The following is a 17,531-nucleotide window of genomic DNA, read 5'->3' as shown; positions in this document are numbered from 1 at the left end:
CTCCTCCTAAAACTGTGCTAAAAACCGCTTGTCATTATCAAATAATAACCGCAGGTCATCAATTCCGTATTTGAGCATAGCTACCCGTTCGATACCAATTCCGAAGGCAAAGCCGGTAACCTCTTCGGGGTCATAGCCGGACATTTGCAGCACATTGGGATGGATCATGCCGGCGCCCAGTATTTCCAGCCAGCCCGTATTGGAGCAAACCCGGCAGCCCTTGCCATTGCACATGATACAGGAGACATCCACTTCTGCGCTGGGCTCCGTAAACGGGAAAAAGCTGGGCCTCAGCCTGATTTCCCGGTCTTCGCCAAACATTTGCCTGAGTACTATCAGCAGGATGCCCTTAAGGTCACTGAAGGAAATATTCTTATCAATAATAAACCCTTCCACCTGGTGAAACATAGGGGAGTGGGTGGCATCATCATCCCGCCGGTAAACCTTGCCGGGTCCGATAGCCTTCACAGGTATGTATGGCGCCCTTTTTTCCATCACCCGCGGCTGTACCGGGGATGTATGGGTCCGCAGCAGAATGCCTTCATCAATATAGAAGGAGTCCTGCATATCCCGGGCCGGGTGGTCGGGAGGAAAATTCAGCGCCTCAAAATTATAGTAATCCAATTCTACCTCGGGACCGTCGGCAATCTCAAAGCCCAGCCCCAGGAAGATATCCTTGATCTCATCAAGCACCATTACCAGCGGGTGGCGCCTGCCCACCTGAAAAGGCCTCCCGGGCAGGGTGACATCGATAGTCTCCTCCTGGAGACGCCCCAGCTTTTCCTCTTCTTTCAGGGCTTCGGTTTTCCGGCCCAGTTCGCTTTCAATACTCTGGCGCACCTCATTGGTCAACTGGCCCGCCAGAGGCCTTTCCTCAGCGCTGAGAGCGCCCATGCCCCTCAGGATTGTGGTCAGTTCACCCTTTTTCCCCAGATACCTGACCCTGATTTCATTAATCTGGTCCAGGTCGGCTGCGGCAGCTATGCTGTCAAGGGCAGCTGCCTTAATCTGCTCAAGCTTGTCCTTCATTTCCTTCCTCCTTAAAACTCCGCTTCCGCGGAATTATTGTTTCCTACCTTTATATACAAAGCATCTCTGCTTGTTTTCTCTTTATCTTTATTTTTTTATCTCTTTATCTCTTTATCTTTTTCTCTTTATCTTTTTCTCTTTATCTCTTTATCTTTTTCTCTTTATCTCTTTATCTCTTTATCTTTTTCTCTTTTTTATCTCTTTATCTTTTGGTCTTCTGTTTATTCCGCTCTTTTTATTTATTTATATTTTTATGTATGTGCTTAGGAAATGACCGTAGAATGTGGTGAGGTGCTGCACAAGATTTTCCTTGCAGCGCCGCCGTTTATGAGTCTTGCTGCAAATCACCGGCAGCAAGGCAGAGAGTCCCCGCATGTCCGAAGATGGCGAAAGGCCGCCGGGAAGTTTTGGCTCGCCAAAACGAGAGGCGGCCATCTTATGAGAAACTCCCGGTGAGCCATCGAGTTCGGGGACGCTGCCTTGCTGAAGGGGAGTGGCAGCTAGACACATAGGCGGCGCTGCTGAAAATCGGTGCAGCAGCTCACCACATTCGCTCACGGTCATTTCCGGAAGCCTCCACCCAAATAAAAATCTAAAAATAAAAAAGCCTTCACCCAGTAAGGGACGAAAGCTTGTATTCCGCGGTACCACCCTTTTTGTTAAGATAACCCACTCATCTGCCAAGCCGCAGCTGCCGCTGCTGCCTGCCTCCCTGTAACGGCGGAGAACTCCGGCCAAACCTACTATTGCCCGGAGCGATTGATACCGGGAACAAATTCAGCCCGCTGCTTCCGGGTGAACTTCACCTGACTTTTCCAATAAGGGCTTCCAGTCTGCGGCCCTTAATCCCTGATGGAAAATTGTCCAGATTACTTCTCCCGTTCATCACATTTGGGTAGTCTGTGAAATTGTATACTGATGTCCCATCAATGGACAGCCAGTCTCTTACACTGCCCCACCATTCTCCGGTAATTGATATAAGCAGTTACAGAACCGGTGGCTTCGAATATCCTCCAAAAAAATTCGGCGGGTGACAACATTGAGACCACTACCTTTCACTACTCTTTTTTGGGGACCTTTCGAAAACGATTATAACATAACCTATCACTATTTACAAGTTTGACTTACGTACAGCCGCGCTGACGGCAAGCCTCATATAAGGTGATTCCGGCGGCAACCGCCACATTCAGGGATTCCGCCCTGCCAGGCATGGGTATTCTTACCAGGATACCGGCAGCCTCACGGAATTCGGGGGACACCCCCCTGGCCTCACTTCCGAAAACAACTGCCAACGGCCACGCCAGCCTTGCTTCTGAGAGGGAGATGGCATTTTCGCCGGGCGAGGTTGCCGCAACTGTAATCCCCCTGTCCTTCAGAAATTCCTGCAGCTCGGCAGGCTCTGCATCCCGGACAACCGGGAGGTGAAAAACCGAGCCCATGGCAGCCCGCAGGACTTTGCCGTTATATATATCGGCACAACCGCCGGTCGTGACCACAGCATCAGCTCCAAAGGCATCTGCGGCCCTGATTACTGTCCCGACATTGCCGGGGTCCTGAACCCCGTCAATTATTACCAGCAGCGCCCGGGGCCCTGTCTTTAGAGCGCTCAGTCCCGCCAGGCCTGCTTCCGGCATCCTGACCAGGCCGAGCAGCCCCGGCGGTGTCTCAGTCTCACTCATGTATTCCATAACCTCATCACTGACCATAATGACTTCAGCATGCAGGTCAGCACCGTTCACCAACTCCGCCGCCGCCCGGTGTTCCAAGGCCCGCTGGGAAACAATAATTTTCTCGGGAGAGACCCCTGAGACAAGGGCTTCCTTGATAACCTTAGGCCCCTCAATGACAAAAACCCCTTCCGCCTCCCTGGCGCGCCGGCTGCCCAGCCCCCGGACCAGCTTTACCAGGCTGTTCTGCCTGCTGGTAATCACCTCGACCCTATTCACGTTCAATCCTCCTCAGGTTGTCATTGTCCCCGATAGCTACCAGGATATCATTTTCCCTGATGGGGTCATCCGGCGATGGGGATACGATAATCTCCCCACCTCTTTTGATGGCCATGATGGTTATCTTATACTTGGCCCGCAATGCCGATTCCTTCAGGGTTTTGCCGACAAGGTTATCAGGGGCAATAACCTCAAGAATACTGTGGTCGGGAGACAACTCGATATGGTCCAGCACATTTGAGGAAACCAGGGAATGAGCCAGCCGTGCCCCCATATCCCGTTCCGGGAAAACGACCTTGTCAGCCCCTACCTTGGCCAGCACTTTGCCGTGCAGTTCTGTCTGTGCTTTGGTGACTACACACTTAACCCCCAATTCCTTCAGGAGAACAGTGACCAGGATGCTTGCCTGCATATCCTGGCCGATGGCCACAATAACCACATCAAAATTTCTGATGCCCAGGGCCTTCAGGGCCTTTTCATCTTTGGCATCAGCCTGGATGGCATGGGTAACATCATTAATAACTTCCTGGATTCTCTCCTCGTCATCATCAATGACCAGCACCTCATATCCCATTGTGTGCAGTGTTTTGGCAACTCCGGTACCAAACCGGCCCAAACCGATCACAGCAAACTGTTTCATCAAAATATTCCCCCTGTCCACAATAAGTTCCCGGTTAGCAGGTTACCCCACCATTATTTTCTCCTCAGCCAAGTGATATAGAGCCTTCCGGCTTCTCTGGGCCAGCGCAAAAGCAATTGTCAGCGGACCCAGCCGTCCCGCATACATGGTAAAAATTATGACCAGTTTCCCCAGGAGGGTAAGCTTTGCTGTCAGACCCATACTAAGCCCGACAGTGCCAAAAGCAGAGGTTGCTTCAAACAGCACTGCCAGGAATTCGGCCTGTTCCGTTATCGTCAAAAGCATTGTGATCAGGATAACAAAAACAATAGAGCTGGCTATAATTGTCAGGGAACGCTGCACAATATCCCGGGGCAGTCTGCGGCCAAACATCTCCACATCCTCCTTGCCCCTGACCATCGCAATTACAGCCATAACCAGGGCTGCAAAGGTAGAGGTCTTCACCCCGCCGCCCGTTGACCCCGGGGATGCCCCGATAAACATAAAGATAATAATTAAAAACTGGGTAGCATTCCTTAAGCCGGCAATATCCAAAGTGTTAAAACCCGCAGTCCGGGGAGTCATCCCCTGGAACCATGATGCCATAAGCTTTGCCTGCAGCGGCAGACCCTTCATGGTGGCCGCATTGTTGAACTCAAGCAGAAAAACCCCGGCCATGCCGGCAGCCAGCAGTATCGCAGTAGTACTGATAACAATCTTGGTATGCAGGGAAAAAGCCCGCCATTTTCTTTTACTTAAAATGTCTACAGCTACACTGAAACCTAGTCCGCCCAGGATAACCAAAACCGAGATTACCAGGTTTACCGGAATATCTGAGGTAAAACCTGTCAGGCTCCTAAAATCCCCTAAAAGGTCAAAACCGGCATTATTGAAAGCCGATACCGAGTGAAACAGCCCGTAATACATCCCCCGCGCCAATCCGAACTCCCCGGCAAACCGGAAACCAAGGATCAGGGCGGCAATTCCCTCAATCAAAAAGGTAATTGCCAGAACAGCCTTGGCCAGCCTGACAACCCCTTCTATAGACATCTTATTATAGGCCTCCTTCATAACCAGCCGTTCCCGGAGACTGATCCTCTTACCCAGCAGCAGGGCAAACAGGGTACCCATAGTCATAAAGCCCAGGCCGCCGATCTGGATAAGCAGAAGAATGACAATCTGACCAAAGGTGGAATAATATGTTCCCGTGTCCACCACCACCAGCCCGGTAACACAGACTGCCGAAGTAGCGGTAAATAAGGCGTCAATAAAGTTGGTCGGCTCCCCGGCAGCGCTGGACAGCGGCAGTGACAGTAAAACAGCGCCAAACAGAATCAAGCCGGCAAACCCTGTTACCAGTATCTGTGACGGGGTAAACCGGTTAAATATGCTGCCTTTTATCTTTGTTTTCATTGCCTGTCTGCCTCCACGTAAACCTATCATTTCCTCCAAAATCATTAATTCCCATTATAGAACTATTTCATTCTTTTAGCAAACCTCATTTCTGCTTTTGATAAACCCTATTTGGAGAAAACAGACCACTTTTTCTTGTTCTCCAGCGGAGGCAATACCGGTTCCAGCATTTTGCAGTAAAATCCTTCTGTTTCCGGGGTTATTCTAAAAGGGGCGGGAGCAAAGGGTATTGGCAGACAGGTCTGAGGGAGCTCTTTATTTATTTTGTGGAAAAGATACATTTCGGGGGCCCTGAAGGCAAAACGCCAGCTCCCGGCAGCCGGTTCCCTGAGATAAGGCGCCAGATCCTTCAACTGCCAGACGGCAGCCCCGGCCACCAGTATTGTCAGGTCAGCCCGGACCATCTCATCAAATCCCGGCGATTTCTCAAAGATGCCTTTAGCCCCGGTCCTGCAGACCACTCCCAGGTCCAGCACCAGGTAATGGTATCCGGCCCTGATCACCTTAATCAGCATATCATTGCTGCCCGCCGGGCCCTGACTGTAAAAGTCCACCCCGCTGTGCCGGAACGACCCCTCCAGCAGCCCTGCTTCCGGATATTCCTCCTGAATTGTCTGATATACGGGGTTCTCATTCAGCTCCAGTAAGGCTGTCTGCAAGCCCTTCCGGGCCAGAAAAGCTGCTGCCGCCAGCGCGGTATGAGTACAGCCGGTTCCCCTGGCAGCGCCGCCAACCGCTATCACCACTGTCCCGATTAAGCCGCTCCCGGGACCGCTCCGCTCCCTCCAGCCACTCACCCGTTCTCTTTGCAGGCTCACCTGTTCCCCCTGCAGGCTCGCCCGTTCCTTCCCCAGCAGACTTGCCCGTTCACTCCCCAGCAGACTTGCCCGTTCCCTCCCCAGCAGACTGCCGGCAACCGTGCCGATTATGGTTTTCAGTTTACTGCCGCTCCTGCCGCCGGGTTCCATGGACTCCAGCGCCTCTAATGCCTCCAGCGCTTCTCCCGCACCCTGATATCGTTTTCCCGGATCTGCCTGCACACAGCGGGAAATAAAGCGCTCCAAGCCTTCAGAAAGGGCCGGATTCACCTGCCGTACCGGAACCATCTGAAACGGCGGCTGCCCGGGATTTACCCCGGTAACCACGTGATAAAGGGTGGCTCCCAGCCCGTAGATATCAGTCCTCTCATCAGACTGGCCGTCAACCGAAAACTGTTCCGGGGCCGCATACCCCCGGGTCCCGATAAAAGTGGTATCACTTGCACCGCCCCGCTTAAATTCCCGGGCGATGCCGAAATCAATCAGCCTGACCTGATTCTCCTTGTCAATTATTATATTGCCTGGCTTCATGTCCCTGTAGATAATCGGGTTAGGCTCCAGACTGTGGAGATATATCAATATCTCACACAACTGTTTTGCCCAGTACACAGCATTTTCTTCAGTGCACATTTCCCTGGTCCCGATTACCTCCTTCAAGCCGATGCCTTCGAAATAGTCTTCTATTATATAGAGGAAATTCCCGCTGCGGAAAATATCGATAATTCTCGGCAAACTGCTGTGATTCAGTTTTTTCAGTATCTCCGGCTCAGCCAGGAAATTAACCCGGAATTCCCGGGCTGTTTCTATCTCCTTAACGGCCCACCGGTTGCCCACCTTAAGGTTCTCGGCAAGGTAAACATGGCCCCATCCCCCCTGACCCAGCAGCCTGATAATACGGTATTTCCCTTCCAGTACATCCCCGGCACTAAGCATACTACACCTCCTGCTTCATTTTCTCTTCAAGGATTTTTTTCTCTTTTCATTTTCTCTTTTGTTTTTTTCTTTTGTTTTCTCTTTTGTTTTACTTAAGATGGGCCTTTGAAATGGCCGTGAGATGTGGTGAGGTGTTGTATAAGGTTTTCCTTGCACTGCTGCCGTTATGAGTCTGGCTGCAAAACACTGGCAGCAAGGCAGAGAGTCCCCGCATGTCCGAAGATGGCGAAGGCCGCCGGGAAGTTTTGGCTCGCCAAAACGGGAGGCGGCCATCCATTAAATACAGCTTAATGAGCCATCGAGTTCGGGGACGCTGCCTTGCTGCCTGGGGATTTGCAGGTTAGACTCATAGGCAGCGGTGCGGAAAACCGTTACAATGCCTCACCACATCTCTTCACCAGCCATTTCAAAACCCTACTTAACCCGAAAACAATATTCCACATTCGCAAAAGCGACCCGGTCATTATGCTTCAACTCATACTGCTGGCTGCTCATAATCCTGGTATTATTTATTAAGGTGCCGTTTTTAGAATCCATGTCCAGGATGTAATAGACATTATCAACTGCTTTTATCCTGGCATGGGCCCTTCCGATGCTCCTGTCCCTGATAGCATAATCACAGGCGCTCTCATTTCTTCCTATGATAAACTCAGGTTTGTCGATTACTATTGTCTCATCCCCGTTAACAGCCATCAAAAACGGATAATCCACTCCTCCCAGCAGCACTGTTTCTTCTGTCAGCATAGCCTCATCTGACACCACTCCTGCATTCGGCACATTTACTGCATCCATCACATTTACTGCATTCGGCACATTTACTGCATTCGGCTCCCTATACAGTTCCGGCGCATTATAGGCATCCGGCGCACTATAGGCATCCGGCTTCTTTTCAGGTTCAGGCACGTTGATTTCAGCCACAAATCTCTGCAGACCGGCATGACGGCTGACCGGTTCCTCTACCGGCGGCCTTCCCGTCCTCTTCCCGGAACTTACCAGCCAGACAACTGCCCCGCCTGCCGCCAGAAGCGCGATTGCCCCTGCAGGCAGATATCCGGCCAACTGTGTATCAGCCAGAATATCACCAAAGCCTCCTATGCTGCTATATATATTGGATAATATGGCCCCGGTAACTGCAATCACAGCCAGTACTGCCAGCGCTATTGTCCTGGTGTTTTTCCCTGCTCTCGCAGCAGCGCCATCCAAAGGCTGCAGCTCACAGGAAACCCCTGCTGCGGCAGCCTTATCTGTATTCACTAAGCCGGGCGGCACGTTAATCCCGGTCGAACCCGTCTCACCGCTTATACATGCTGCGCCGATTTCCTGATTCGCCATGCTGCAATCATCCACATCAATAGTTTTCAGACGCCTGCAAAATTCACCGGGGTTAAAAGCGCCACTGCCAAAAAGCTTCAGCAGCTTCTGGACGAAATTATCTGCAGTATCTATATTGGCGCTGCAGATCAGGGTATTGACCACCATCGTTTTAAACGACTGGCCTGTGTCCTGCGGAATTCCGGCCGGAATATATATCAGAAAGACCTCTTTCGTTACCGGATTCAGGTAAATAAAGTCCTCATTGAACACAAAAGAGCTGTTGTCCAGATAGTACCTGCTGCCATCAGATAAAATCGCCACCATGCCCTCCAGCAGCCGGATAAATTCAACCTTACTGATGCACTGCCTCTTCAGGTGATTTCTCAGGCTTACCAGTCCGGTCAGGTCATAATAAATTTCCAGCTCGCCATTCTTTTCCCTTAACTGTATCTGCACAATACCGGGAATCTTATTGTTAGCCAGCATTTCCACCTGAAAACCCAGAATATCTCCGCTTTCCAGCCCCTCCCTGCTGAGAACGAGATAACTTTTCCCTGAATCGACCCTGTACTCTGTCCTAAATTCCCACAGTACACCTGTCACTTTCGCATCAACCTCCCGGTAATATATAAGTCTCTCGGTTAAACCTCTCACAAGTTTCATCCTATTCATGTTCCAGGGCTTGCTAAATGGGTTTTGTTTTGGTGAGGTGTTGTACAAGATTTTCCTGGCAGCGCTGCGGAAAATCGATACAATAGCTCACCATATGTCATGCCCGGTCATTTCCTAGAGCCAAACATACACCAAAACCCAGTTAACAACAGTCCCCGGAACAATAGCTGCCGTAAAAATAAACTTCGACTCATTATCCCCCTTCACACAGTAGGGGAACAGCCGTCCTGAAAACAATACGGCTTTCGCATAACCATAAAGCCTCCCCATCCTGTCCCGAAACTGTCCCCTGCGGATTAACAGCCAGCACGCTATGACACCTCCGATATATACAGAAAAAAGAAAACAGTACATTACAAAGGGAAGGCCCATAATCGCCCCTATAGCGGCAAAGAGCTTGATATCCCCAGCTCCCATAACATTTATGTAGTAAAGGATAAACAGCGCCAATACCGGAAGAACCCAGCCTTTTACAGCCAGCAGTGCTCCCGGGAAGCCGCGCTCCGCAAAATTAACCAGAATACCGGCAGCCGCTGCCGGAAAAGTAACAGCGTTTTTTATCCGGCAGTACCTGATATCAAAAAACAGCGCTGCTGCCAGGGTAACTGCCAATATCAATGTCTTTGCCGTGAACAAGGCGGTCATAGGACACCTGCCTCTCCTGGGTCACTGGGAAGGATCTGGCCGTCAGCCCAGGCCCTCTCAACCGCTGCCGCGGAAAGGGGAATCATTCTGCTGAAAAAGGGGACCAGGAGCTTGACCCGGTATTCCGCCACAATGGCCACATCTTCATTATTCAGGGAGACATTATTGATCCGGCTGTTGCTGCCTGCCGTACCATTAGGGTTATATACGGAGACCCTGGAGATCTGAAAATCATTGTCACTCAGCTCCCCCAGAGGATATATCTCTTTGATCCGTTCCCGGGCAATCTCTTTGATAACTGTTTCAAGTGCCAGACTGCTCCCCTTGGCTGCGACCCGGTTAAAAATTTCACCCACAATTCCAGCCTGGGACATTTTCTCCCCTGTGATTAAATTCAGTGTTTTGCTGTCGGTTTTTAATTCCTTCAGAGGGTATGCATGTGCGGCAATCTGCTTCACAGTCTCACTGACAGCGTGGTCCATGGCCACGTAAACCATAACCACATTAATGAAATTAATAATTGCCATCATCATAGCCAGAAACACCGGGAATATTATGGCTGCTTCCACAGTAAGACTGCCCCTGGAATCCCCGAAACATCTTCTCAGTTTCACTTTTTCTCTGCTCCTGTCACTTAAATCTCTTTGTGTTTTCCCTCCAGGTGGCTTCGGAAATGACCGTGGTATGTGGTGAGCTGTTGTATAAGATTTTCCTTGCAGTGCCGCCGTGAGAAAGGTTACCGCAGTTCCGCTAAGTGAAGCCACGGACCGGAGCCATGGATGGCGGAGCCGCCACTGAGCCACGGATGGCGAATTGGCGGTTTAGTCCGTGGCTTCACCAGGAACAAGGTTAGAATTCTCCGGCGGCGCTGCGGAAAATCAGTACAACAGCTCACCATATTCCATTCCCGGTCATTTCCGAAAGCCTACTGGTATCCAAACTCAACCTCTTTGGTGATATAACACCTGCCCTCCCTGATCTCAGTATCAAACGGCCCTGCCTTCAGATTGCCGAACCCCGCCAGGGGCAGAAACCACATTTTCACCGAGACCGTTATATAGCCATCAGCCAGGGTCGGCAGTGCCCCGGTATCAATACCGGACCTTTCCCTGACGAGTTCGTCGATTCGGCCCAGCTTTGCCTCTTCAGCGGAATGCAGCAGCATAAACAGCCTCAGGTGGTCCTTATAGCTCAGCGGCGGGGTTCTTTCCAGCGGATTATCAGGGAACATGGAAGCAACCGGGACACTTTCCTGTGCAATTAAGAGCTTATATGTATCTGCCGCAGCTTCAAGGGCTCCCATGATGAGGGAATAAACCGTCCTGGCCAACAGGTCGGCTGGCGCCTTGCTGAAGGCGAAATATGCCGCACTGTCCAGGGCAAACCTGGTAAAGTAAAGCTCACTTACCGCCAGGGCTATGGGCGCCCCGGTTCCATAGCAGATGTATTCGGCTTCGGTGTTCCGGTAAGGGTAAGGGGGGGACCCCTTGGGCGGGGAGGTGAGAAACGAAAAATAGGTCAGCACATACTCATTGATATAAATTTCATCCCTGAGCTCGGTTAACCGCTCCCCTACATTAATAATGCCGAAAATCTTCCGGAAAAGGCCTGAGATGGAATCTGCCCTGGAACCATACCTGTCCGCAAACCTTTTCACATCCCCATCGATAACTTCAGGAGAAAAGAGCGCCTCAATCTCATCTGTTCCTGATTCGTACTGCTCGATTTCATCCCGCAGCTGCTCCGCGTGTTGGGCTGTCCCGCCCGTTTCCGGGGAAACCGGGGTTTTCACGGCTGCTGAGATTCTTTCATAAGCCTTTGTCGCCGCCTCAATACCCATTTTCTCAAAAACACGGTCATCTGCTTCCTGGGTACGGGCCTCTGATTTCAGGGCTTCCCTGGTCTGCGTCACATTGGTATCAATCCCCTGCAGGTCTAGGGAAAGCCGGTCCAGAAATGTATCCAGGCCCCGGTTGACCATGTCCTCACCGGTGACCGCAGTCCCGCCTCCGGCAGGACCGTAGTTCCGGTAAACCTCCGCATCGGGGAATTCCTCCAGCTTTTTGATCTCCTGCTCGATTTCGTTCCTGGCAATCTCAGTCTTGTCTACTTCCCCCGCAATCGCCGAGCGGCTTGCGGTCATTTTACCTTCCAGTCGGGTTTTCCTCTGCATCAGTTCACCCAGCCTGACCTTATCGCCCCCGGATTCCGAGTTCCGGAGCCGGGTTATTTCCCTTTTGACATTAATCAGTTCTGTTTTATTCTCCCGCAGCTCATTTTTATAGCCTTTAATTTTCAGGTTATTCTCATGGATGCCTGTCAGCTTTTCATTTATCTTGGAGTAACTCTTTCTTTTTTCATTATTGACATCAAAAAACCTGGCCATCTCCCCTATCTGGCGAAACTTATCAATAAGCTCCCTGGTAATATCAACCGGGGCCCGGTACTTCATGGCCTCAAGGATCTGCTGTCTGAGCACCTCTTTCCGGCTGACGGGACGGGTCAGATAAATATTCCCCTCTTCATACCTCAAATCCAGCAGCCGGAAATCTCTCCGGGTACTGTCCGGAAGATTTGCGGTGACATATTTTTTGAAATCCGCCGCAAAGTCAGACCGGTTGGCTCCGAACAACATATACCCGCTCTTCAGTCCCGGATGATAATCTGCCATCACGGAACGCGCCGAGCTGTCGGCAATTCTCCGCAGGTGGTTCTGGGCCGCTTTGATTCTGGCCAGGTCCACAAACAGTCCGGTAAAGAAAAGAATTGCTGTAAATACAATCACCAGGTAAATTGTAATTGTGCCCCGCTCCTGCTTTGCTAACAGCGTTTTCCACTTCAACAGCATTTTCCACTCCTGAATCTCTATTTGCGCCCGATGATACTATTTGCGCCCGATGATACTCTTGGCACAGTCAACACAAATATGGTATCCCCCGGCATTTGCTTCAGCTACGGAAGAAAACTCCAGAATATTTTCCTGCTTCATGTTCCCGATATGCCTGCAGCCAGGATAATGGTAGACCCTTTTGCCATTGACATCACTTTTAGCACTGGCAATAATTGTTTTGGAGTCCCCGGCTGCGGCCTTTTCGGCGGCAAAATCAGTGAGGAAATTCTTCGCTTCACTGATGTACCCGGCAGCCAGTTCCCAGGTCCTGATAAACTCCACCGGCTCAGCAATTACAGCAGCAGCACTCCCCGATATCCGGGAAGCAAGCCTGCCTGCCGGCAGCGCCGGGGATACTGCTGCCTTGCGGCTGATATCAACAGATACGGTCCTTTGGACCAAACTATTGCGGTAAGCCACAGAAATAGCGGCCGGCTCTCTGTCACCGGGTACGCCGCCCCGGAGCCTGTTTTTGATCAGGGCAGCGGCGCCGGCTGTTTTCTGCTTCACCAGGGAGGACCCGCTGTAGTCGCCGGTGAGCCTCCAGTAGAGGCCGTCGGTCCGGAAGTCTCCCCCAAGGGAACCGGTTTCCGGGTTTTTCCTGCTGTTATCCCATACGCCCGCTGCCTGTCTGGCGGAATAAACCGCGGTCTCCAGCAGCGCTAATTTCTCATAAATATATATGGAAAAAAACATGATTCCCAATAGGACTGTCAGGATAACCGGAATAACCAGTGATGCCTCCAGGGTATAACTGCCGCTGCGGTCCGCAAACACTCTTCTCAGTATGGCATCCCCTCCATCCGTGCGGACTTAACCGCTCCGCTATTTTTTCAACAGACTCGGGGCATCCTTAACCTCACCGACATCTGTATTGATACTCTCGCTAATCAGTTCATTGTACCACTTGACTATTGTCTTGCGGAACATAAAGGCAATACTTACCAGAACAACTAAGATTATCACCATTTCAATAGTTTCCATGCCCTCTTCATCCCGGAAAAACCCGGTAATCAGCTGCTTCATTTTGGTATCTGACCTCCTTTCAGCCAAAGGCTGCTGTGAATTATGACAACGCTCCCCGCTGCTACCTGCCCATGCTCTGCATGGCCGGGGCCACTACAATAATAGCTATGGCCACAAATACCATCACCATCGGAAACACCAGCTTGGCAGAAGCCTCCTCACCCTGTTTCCGGGCCAGATCCTTTCTCTTTTCCCAGGCCTCCTGGGCAAGTGTTCTGAGGACATATGCCAAATCCCGGTTACCCCTGTTAAGGTTCTGCAGCACAGCAGAGACAAACCTGGTCACCTCCGGCGCTTTACACCGGAACGCCATGTCTTCATAAGCCCTGGCAGCAGATTTGCCGGCGCTGATTTCGGAGAGCATGAAGTTCACTTCCTTATACAGCGGCCTTTCCCGGTCACTATCCCTGACCGCCTTCAGGACTGCGGCAGAAAACGGCAGCCCCGCATTTATCAACAGGGCCAGGGTATTGATAAATCCCGCCAGGTCGATGATGATATCCCGTTTTTTTTGTTTCAGTTTTTTGTCCAGTTCGGCATCTGTCTGGTAATAAACCAAGACTATGATTAAAACTGCAAAGAAATAGAAGGATCTGTCAACTTGGCCCAACAGTGAAACCATCATAAAAACAAAGCCAAGCGCCATCACCAAGGCTATTTTTTGAGCCATGTGGACCGTAAAAAAGGTATCCGCCCGCCGCTGTCCATACAAGTCAGCAATTTTGGCCCTGATTTTTCGGTTATATGCATCAAAATTCCAGGGCAGCCTTGTATAGATGTACAGACCGGCAGAGGCCAGAAAAGGGAACTTAAAGCGGTATTCCTCCAGTTCGGCCCGGTAACCGGCGCTCCGGTCCCGGGATATCACCATCAGAGCCGCCACAAAAATCGCCAGTCCGAGGGCCGCAGCCTGTTTTATAATGAAAACAAGATTTTCCAAAAGCCTCACACCTTATCAGTGATTTATGATCACACTTTTATCACACTCTCTGATCACACTTTAATATCCATGATTCTCCCGGAAACAAAATAAGAGCAGGCCAGAATGGCCAGGGCTGCGCCCATCAGCAGGTAGCCGCGGGGACTGGTATACAGTGCATCCATGTAGCCGCCTCCGGCAAACCTGATCAGGGCAATGAAGACGAAAGGCATGATATTGAGTACTTTACGCTCATAATTCTGCCTGGTCAGGAGCAGTTCTATCTCCTGGCTGACTTCGATCCGGTCACTGATCATGTTTGAGGTGTTTTTGACCACCTGGACCAGGTTGCCCCCGGTTCGCTTGCAGATTGCAACCACATCGGCAAAATTGTTGATATCCTCCAGCCCCGACCTCTGCGCCAAGTCATGCAGGGCTTTTTCCAGGGGTTCATTAATCTCCATTTTCCTGCAGATATATTCTAATTCCCGGACTATAGCGGTATCCTTTTCCGGGTATAAAACCCTCAGGTCCTTCAAAGCCTCCCGGAAAGAAGACTCCAGTGAATTACCCGCGCTGAGGGCTGATGAAAGGGAATAAAGGGCATCTTTGAACTGCAGGTTCAGTTCGGCCCTCCTTTTCTCAGCCAGCCTCCTGCCGGCAAAGCGTGGATAAAGGAGCGCCCCCAGGGACATTGCCAGCGCTGCCGGAAGGCTATTGAAAAAAATGTACCCTGCCCCAAACAGACCGGCTGCAGCCAGCAATATGCAGCGTGTTTTTTCTGCCCGATTCATCACGTATATGTTATAATCAGTCAACTGCATCACTCCGTTTTAATCCAGCTCAATCCCGGCCATCCGGGCCTTAACCGTTTTGGTGAGCCTGTTTCCCGCAGCTTCAAGGGCGCCCAGAACCCGGCCCCCGTCTTCTCCTTTTTCCCGGAAGGCAAACAGGGTATTCAGGATGATGTCACCTTCAGAAAAACCCTGCACCTCAGATATCTCCAATACCTTCCTGGACCCATCACGGAGTCTCCCCAGGTGGATGATGATATCCAGGGCGGCAGCTATCTGCTTCCTGATAACAGCCACAGGCAGCGGCGCTCCACTGAGGACCATTGTTTCCAGGCGGCTGAGCATGTCCCCGGAACTGTTGGCATGACCTGTAGATAAAGACCCGTCATGGCCTGTGTTCATGGCCTGAAGCATGTCCAACGCCTCCGCGCCGCGCACCTCGCCAACTATAATCCGATCCGGCCTCATTCTCAGGGAGGTCTTGATAAGTTCCCTGATAGTTATCTCCCCCCTGCCCTCGGTATTGGAATTGCGGGTTTCCATACTGACCAGGTTCTCAATATTAACAATTTGCAGCTCCGCAGAATCTTCTATAGTTATAATCCGTTCATTTTCCGGGATAAACCCCGCCAGGGCATTCAGGAAGGTGGTTTTGCCTGAGCCTGTGCCGCCGCTGATAAAGATGTTGTATTTGGCCCTGACAAGCTTCTCCAGCAGGCCGGCCGCCTCTGCACAAATACTGCCTCTCTTTATCAGGTCCCCCACAGAAAGGGGCTTTTCCGGAAATTTGCGTATTGTCATCACCGGTCCGTTGAGGGCCACCGGAAATAAGACCACACTCACCCTGGAGCCGTCACGCAGCCTGGCATCAACTATAGGAGAGGCCTCATTAACTGTCCGGTTCACCTTGGCAACAATGAACTGGATGACATTTGCCAGCTTTTCGGCGCTCTCAAAATGAAGGTCCACCCGGCGTACCTGGCCGTCCTTTTCGATAAAAATCCGTTCCGGGCCGTTGATCATTATTTCGGTAACAGCTTCATCTTCCAGGAGAGGCTGGATCACATCAAGCCTGCGCATGGAATTGAAAACAGCTGAAATCAGTTCCTGCTTCTCCGCCAGCCTGAGATAACGCTCCCGGCTCTCATCCATCACAGCTCTGGCGATAGTTTCCCTGATATCCTCATCCCGCAGGTCGGCGGACAGGTCCAGCCTGCTGCCTACCTCTTCACGTATCCTGTTTAACAGGCTCTCCGAAAACTTTGACGGCATGGTCATCCCTGCCCTGATATTAGCATCCGGGCTAAAGGGTCAATGGCGCTGCGGAACACCTGCCCGGTGTCGAAACTGAATTTACCTTCATTAGATGTCCAGAGGTCAGGTATGTATGGAACAGCAAACCTCACCGGCAAACCGGTCTTATCAGGCAAACCATATTCATTTGGTAAATTGTGTATATCAGGCAAACCATATTCATCAGGCGGCAATATGCCGCCACTGCCCGTCTTGTTGGCTACCGGAAACAGTTTCACGGGGTCAATCATTCCGGGAAATAACCCGCTGTGTCCGGCCTGTCTGAAAAACTCCCCCGTTTTATACCTGCAGACCTGGTCTGCAGCCACCATCAGCACAATATGGTCACTGAGACCCAGAATCCTGACAGCGCTTCCATTAATGGCTGAGTCCAGGTCGGCCACAATAATATCATACATCCCGGTTTCTTTAAGTTTGGTAAACAGCAGTCCGAAATCACCCTGTATCTCGGAATATTCCACAAACGACTCCGGGGGTTCAAAAAAATCCAGATTAAATTCAGAGGACCGTTTTTTATAGAGTTCAAACTTCAGCGGCAGAGTGTCCGGGTCCTCTCCAAGTCCCAGGAGCACCCGGGTCATGCCGCACTCACCCGTGCCGGGCAGTACTGCCGCCATGGAATTAATACTCTCCCAGTTCAGGTAGAGTACCGAGCTGCCGTAGTCCCCCATCCTGGAGGCCAGCGCAAAGGCAGCCGATGTTTTGCCAACCCCGCCTGCAGGTGAATAAACCGTAACCAGCCGGGATTCTTTCGTCCCCGCTACTGCTTTGGCAGCCTTGGGATTCCGTTCTGCATACATTTCCAGAATGCGGCCAAGCATTTTGTCCCCGGGCTGGTATTTGAAAACCGTCTGATAGTCCTGCAGCCCGCTGTTAACCCTGCCGTCAGCCAGGATAACCACCAACTCAAAACAACTCCTGAGATCAGGCATGGCATCGATAAACCCCGGATGTGCCAGCAGGATATCGGCTTTTTCGCCTCCCGGAGCCAGAAAATCCGCCAGCCTCTGTACCTCAGTAAAGGAGGATACCCGGATTCCGGCGCAAAAGGACGAAGAATTGATAAATCCGGTTACCCTGTCCAGGTAGCTGCCGTCGAAATCAGCCAAAACCAGTTTGATTTGATACAATAATATCCCCTGCCTCTAATTTGATTGAATTATCCCGCCAAATCCACAAAAGATATTTTATATTATACT

At 51.2% G+C, this 17,531-nt stretch carries 16 protein-coding genes; all 16 read right to left on the bottom strand.

The window, feature by feature from the left end; genetic code table 11:
* Window positions 1–6: 6 nt before the first annotated feature.
* Complete coding sequence (locus Ga0451573_RS10570) at window positions 7–1,029, bottom strand: phenylalanine--tRNA ligase subunit alpha (RefSeq protein WP_231684010.1); 1,023 nt, start codon at window positions 1,027–1,029, stop codon at window positions 7–9.
* 243 nt (window positions 1,030–1,272) lie between these two features.
* Window positions 1,273–1,767, bottom strand: coding sequence for a hypothetical protein (locus Ga0451573_RS10565; protein WP_231684008.1), 495 nt, complete (start codon window positions 1,765–1,767; stop codon window positions 1,273–1,275).
* Between the two features lie 386 nt (window positions 1,768–2,153).
* On the bottom strand, window positions 2,154–2,975 hold the full coding sequence (locus Ga0451573_RS10560; protein WP_231684006.1) for a TrmH family RNA methyltransferase: 822 nt from the start codon (window positions 2,973–2,975) through the stop codon (window positions 2,154–2,156).
* The gene (locus Ga0451573_RS10555; RefSeq protein ID WP_231684004.1) at window positions 2,968–3,615 is read right to left on the bottom strand and encodes a potassium channel family protein; all 648 of its coding nucleotides are present in this window, start codon (window positions 3,613–3,615) and stop codon (window positions 2,968–2,970) included. The genes Ga0451573_RS10560 and Ga0451573_RS10555 overlap by 8 nt, the downstream gene beginning before the upstream one ends.
* Before the next feature lie 42 nt (window positions 3,616–3,657).
* Window positions 3,658–5,007: a TrkH family potassium uptake protein gene (locus Ga0451573_RS10550; RefSeq protein WP_231684002.1), complete on the bottom strand. Its 1,350-nt coding sequence runs from the start codon at window positions 5,005–5,007 to the stop codon at window positions 3,658–3,660.
* 107 nt (window positions 5,008–5,114) lie between these two features.
* Window positions 5,115–6,758 carry a serine/threonine protein kinase gene (locus tag Ga0451573_RS10545; RefSeq protein WP_231684000.1) on the bottom strand — a complete coding sequence of 548 codons (1,644 nt, stop codon included), beginning with the start codon at window positions 6,756–6,758 and terminating at the stop codon, window positions 5,115–5,117.
* Window positions 6,759–7,172: 414 nt separating this feature from the next.
* Entirely contained in the window at window positions 7,173–8,726 is a 1,554-nt protein-coding gene (locus Ga0451573_RS10540; RefSeq protein WP_231683998.1) for a DUF6382 domain-containing protein, read from the bottom strand.
* A gap of 132 nt (window positions 8,727–8,858) precedes the next feature.
* Complete coding sequence (locus tag Ga0451573_RS19815; RefSeq protein WP_269438217.1) at window positions 8,859–9,389, bottom strand: A24 family peptidase; 531 nt, start codon at window positions 9,387–9,389, stop codon at window positions 8,859–8,861.
* A complete protein-coding gene (locus Ga0451573_RS10530; protein WP_231683997.1) occupies window positions 9,386–10,003 on the bottom strand; it encodes a TadE/TadG family type IV pilus assembly protein in 618 nt (205 codons plus the stop codon). The genes Ga0451573_RS19815 and Ga0451573_RS10530 overlap by 4 nt, the downstream gene beginning before the upstream one ends.
* 311 nt (window positions 10,004–10,314) lie before the next feature.
* On the bottom strand, window positions 10,315–12,237 hold the full coding sequence (locus Ga0451573_RS10525; protein WP_231683995.1) for a Tad domain-containing protein: 1,923 nt from the start codon (window positions 12,235–12,237) through the stop codon (window positions 10,315–10,317).
* 36 nt (window positions 12,238–12,273) lie between these two features.
* Window positions 12,274–13,056, bottom strand: coding sequence for a TadE family protein (locus Ga0451573_RS10520; RefSeq protein ID WP_231683993.1), 783 nt, complete (start codon window positions 13,054–13,056; stop codon window positions 12,274–12,276).
* 48 nt (window positions 13,057–13,104) lie between these two features.
* Window positions 13,105–13,305 (bottom strand): Flp1 family type IVb pilin, encoded by a 201-nt coding sequence (locus tag Ga0451573_RS10515; protein ID WP_231683992.1) that lies wholly within the window; start codon window positions 13,303–13,305, stop codon window positions 13,105–13,107.
* Window positions 13,306–13,366: 61 nt separating this feature from the next.
* Window positions 13,367–14,245: a type II secretion system F family protein gene (locus Ga0451573_RS10510; RefSeq protein WP_231683990.1), complete on the bottom strand. Its 879-nt coding sequence runs from the start codon at window positions 14,243–14,245 to the stop codon at window positions 13,367–13,369.
* Window positions 14,246–14,298: 53 nt separating this feature from the next.
* On the bottom strand, window positions 14,299–15,048 hold the full coding sequence (locus Ga0451573_RS10505) for a type II secretion system F family protein (protein WP_231684111.1): 750 nt from the start codon (window positions 15,046–15,048) through the stop codon (window positions 14,299–14,301).
* A gap of 9 nt (window positions 15,049–15,057) precedes the next feature.
* On the bottom strand, window positions 15,058–16,290 hold the full coding sequence (locus Ga0451573_RS10500; protein WP_231683989.1) for a TadA family conjugal transfer-associated ATPase: 1,233 nt from the start codon (window positions 16,288–16,290) through the stop codon (window positions 15,058–15,060).
* A gap of 2 nt (window positions 16,291–16,292) precedes the next feature.
* Entirely contained in the window at window positions 16,293–17,462 is a 1,170-nt protein-coding gene (locus tag Ga0451573_RS10495; RefSeq protein WP_231683987.1) for a P-loop NTPase family protein, read from the bottom strand.
* Window positions 17,463–17,531: the final 69 nt, after the last annotated feature.

Source organism: Phosphitispora fastidiosa (genome assembly GCF_019008365.1).
GTDB lineage: Bacteria > Bacillota > Thermincolia > Thermincolales > UBA2595 > Phosphitispora > Phosphitispora fastidiosa.
Note: the sequence above shows the minus strand (reverse complement) of the source record. Positions and strands in the feature narration are given on the sequence as shown.

Excerpts from the sequence above, each read along its gene's own strand:
- Ga0451573_RS10555 (WP_231684004.1), bottom strand. The coding sequence starts at position 3,615 with ATGAAACAGTTTGCTGTGATCGGTTTGGGCCGGTTTGGTACCGGAGTT.
- Ga0451573_RS10505 (WP_231684111.1), bottom strand. The coding sequence starts at position 15,048 with ATGCAGTTGACTGATTATAACATATACGTGATGAATCGGGCAGAAAAA.
- Ga0451573_RS10500 (WP_231683989.1), bottom strand. The coding sequence starts at position 16,290 with ATGCCGTCAAAGTTTTCGGAGAGCCTGTTAAACAGGATACGTGAAGAG.
- Ga0451573_RS10525 (WP_231683995.1), bottom strand. The coding sequence starts at position 12,237 with ATGCTGTTGAAGTGGAAAACGCTGTTAGCAAAGCAGGAGCGGGGCACA.
- Ga0451573_RS19815 (WP_269438217.1), bottom strand. The coding sequence starts at position 9,389 with ATGACCGCCTTGTTCACGGCAAAGACATTGATATTGGCAGTTACCCTG.
- Ga0451573_RS10570 (WP_231684010.1), bottom strand. The coding sequence starts at position 1,029 with ATGAAGGACAAGCTTGAGCAGATTAAGGCAGCTGCCCTTGACAGCATA.
- Ga0451573_RS10515 (WP_231683992.1), bottom strand. The coding sequence starts at position 13,305 with ATGAAGCAGCTGATTACCGGGTTTTTCCGGGATGAAGAGGGCATGGAA.
- Ga0451573_RS10545 (WP_231684000.1), bottom strand. The coding sequence starts at position 6,758 with ATGCTTAGTGCCGGGGATGTACTGGAAGGGAAATACCGTATTATCAGG.
- Ga0451573_RS10550 (WP_231684002.1), bottom strand. The coding sequence starts at position 5,007 with ATGAAAACAAAGATAAAAGGCAGCATATTTAACCGGTTTACCCCGTCA.